Raw genomic sequence first — 2,028 nt, forward strand, 5'->3', positions numbered from 1 at the left:
CCGGCCGCGCCCGCGGCGGTCGCCGCCGCGGCCGACGCCGGTGACGACGACACGGCGGCGCGGCTGCTGCGGCTCTGGTCGGAGGTGCTCGGCGTCGACGAGATCGGCCTCGACGACGACTTCTTCGAGCTGGGCGGCAACTCGCTGGTCGCGGTACAACTCATCGCCCAGGTCCGCAAGGTGGCCGGGGTGAAGCTGCCGATGCGGACGCTGTTCGACGCCTCCACGGTGCGCGACATGGTGGCCAACGTGGAGAAGGCGCGGGCGGCCAAGCCGGCCCGGAACGCGGCCGGCATCCCCAAGGTCGCCCGTGGCGACGGCTGAGCGCCCGGCCCGGGCCGCCCCACCGAGAGAGGAAGCGCCGATGGAGAAGTACCAGGTGGTCCGCAACGACGAGGACCAGTACTCGATCTGGTTCGCCGACCAGACCGCCCCGGCGGGCTGGCAGCCGACCGGGTTCGCCGGCGGCAAGGAGGAGTGCCTCGCGCACATCGACGAGGTCTGGACCGACATGCGCCCGCGCAGCCTGCGCGAGTTCATGGGCCGGTGACACCGCCGCCGCGCACGCGGCGACGCGGGGGAGGCTGAACAGTGGACGGGAGTACCGGTGGACGATAGGCAGGCTTTCCCCGCGTCGTACGGCCAGGAGCGGCTCTGGTTCATGGCGCGGCGCGACCCGGACGTGCCGGCGTACAACCTGCCGATGGAGATGCGGGTGCCCCCGCAGGTCGACGTCGCACTGGTGACGGAGGCGCTCCGGCAGGTCGTGGGGCGGCACGAGACGCTGCGGACCGACTTCGCCACCGACGACGACGGCCGGCTGCGGCAGGTCGTGCACGAGGCCGTGCCGGTCGTCGTCGAGGTGGCGGACCTGCGCGGGCAGTCGGACCCGGACCGGGCGCTGGACGACCTGCGGACGCGGTGCCGCCGGACGCCCTTCACGCTGTCCGAGGCGCCCCTGTGGCGCGTCGTCCTGGCCCGCCTCGACGGGCCCGAGCAGCGGCTGCTGCTGGTCGCCCACCACGCGGTCTGCGACGCCTGGTCGATCGGCAACCTCCAACTGGAGTTGGAGGAGCTGTTCGCGGCCCAGCGCGACGGCCGGGAACCGAGCCTGCCGGAACTGGAGATCCAGTACGTCGACTACGCCGTCTGGCAGCGCCGCGAACTCGCCACCGGCGATCTGGCCGCGTCGGTGGAGCACTGGCGGGAGCGGCTGGCCGGGCTGCCCGACGAGGTGCCCGTCCCCAGCGACCGTCCCCGGCCGGCCCGACCCACCCACGCCGGCGGCGAGCAGCACTTCACCCTGCCCGCCGAGACCGTCGCCGGGCTGGAGGTGCTCGCCCGCCGGCACCACACCACCACGTACACGATCCTGCTGGCCGGGCTCAAGGCGTTGCTGTACCGGCTCTCCGGGCAGCGCGACGTGGTGGTCGGCTCGTCGGTGGCGGGTCGCTCCATGCCCGAGCTGGAGCCCCTGATCGGCATGTTCGTCAACACGCTCGTGCTGCGTACCGAGATCGACGGCGGGGCGGCGTTCGCGGAGCTGGTGGACCGGTTGCGCGACGGCCTGCTCGCCGACTTCGAACACCAGGACGTGCCGTTCGACCGGGTGGTGGAGGCGGTCGCCCCGACCCGCGACCCGGCCCGCAACCCGCTCTACCAGATCGCCTTCAACCGGGTGCCGGCCGAGGGCGTGCAGCTGGGCACCGGCACCGCGAAGTTCGACCTCCTCTGGGAGATCGACAACCGCTACCAGGGCCGGCTGGAGTACAGCGCCGACCTCTTCGACCCCGACACCGCGGCCACCCTGGTCCGGCGCTACGTGCGGCTGCTCGCCGCGGCGGTGGCCGACCCGGATCGGCCGGTCGACCGGCTGCCCCTGCTCGACGAGGCGGAGCGTCGTCGACTCACCGGCGGCGGTCGGCACGCCGCCCGGAGCGCGCCCGTGCCGTTCCCCGCCCGGTTCGACGAGTGGGTGAGCCGCTGCCCGGACGCGCCGGCGGCCACCGACAGCCGGGGCGGCCGGCT

3 protein-coding genes are annotated in these 2,028 nt (G+C 74.1%); all 3 read left to right on the forward strand.

The genetic code is table 11. From position 1 onward, the window contains the following. Nucleotides 1–324: phosphopantetheine-binding protein (locus HUW36_RS31760; protein WP_174531440.1), on the forward strand; the 324-nt coding region annotated here is incomplete at its 5' end. 40 nt (nucleotides 325–364) lie between these two features. Further along, the gene (locus tag HUW36_RS31765; RefSeq protein ID WP_174531441.1) at nucleotides 365–550 is read left to right on the forward strand and encodes an MbtH family protein; all 186 of its coding nucleotides are present in this window, start codon (nucleotides 365–367) and stop codon (nucleotides 548–550) included. A 57-nt stretch (nucleotides 551–607) separates the two neighbouring features. Next, nucleotides 608–2,028 (forward strand): condensation domain-containing protein (locus HUW36_RS31770; RefSeq protein WP_246248422.1); only part of this gene is annotated, 1,421 nt, incomplete at its 3' end.

Source organism: Micromonospora maritima, from assembly GCF_902825405.1.
Taxonomy (GTDB): domain Bacteria; phylum Actinomycetota; class Actinomycetes; order Mycobacteriales; family Micromonosporaceae; genus Micromonospora; species Micromonospora maritima.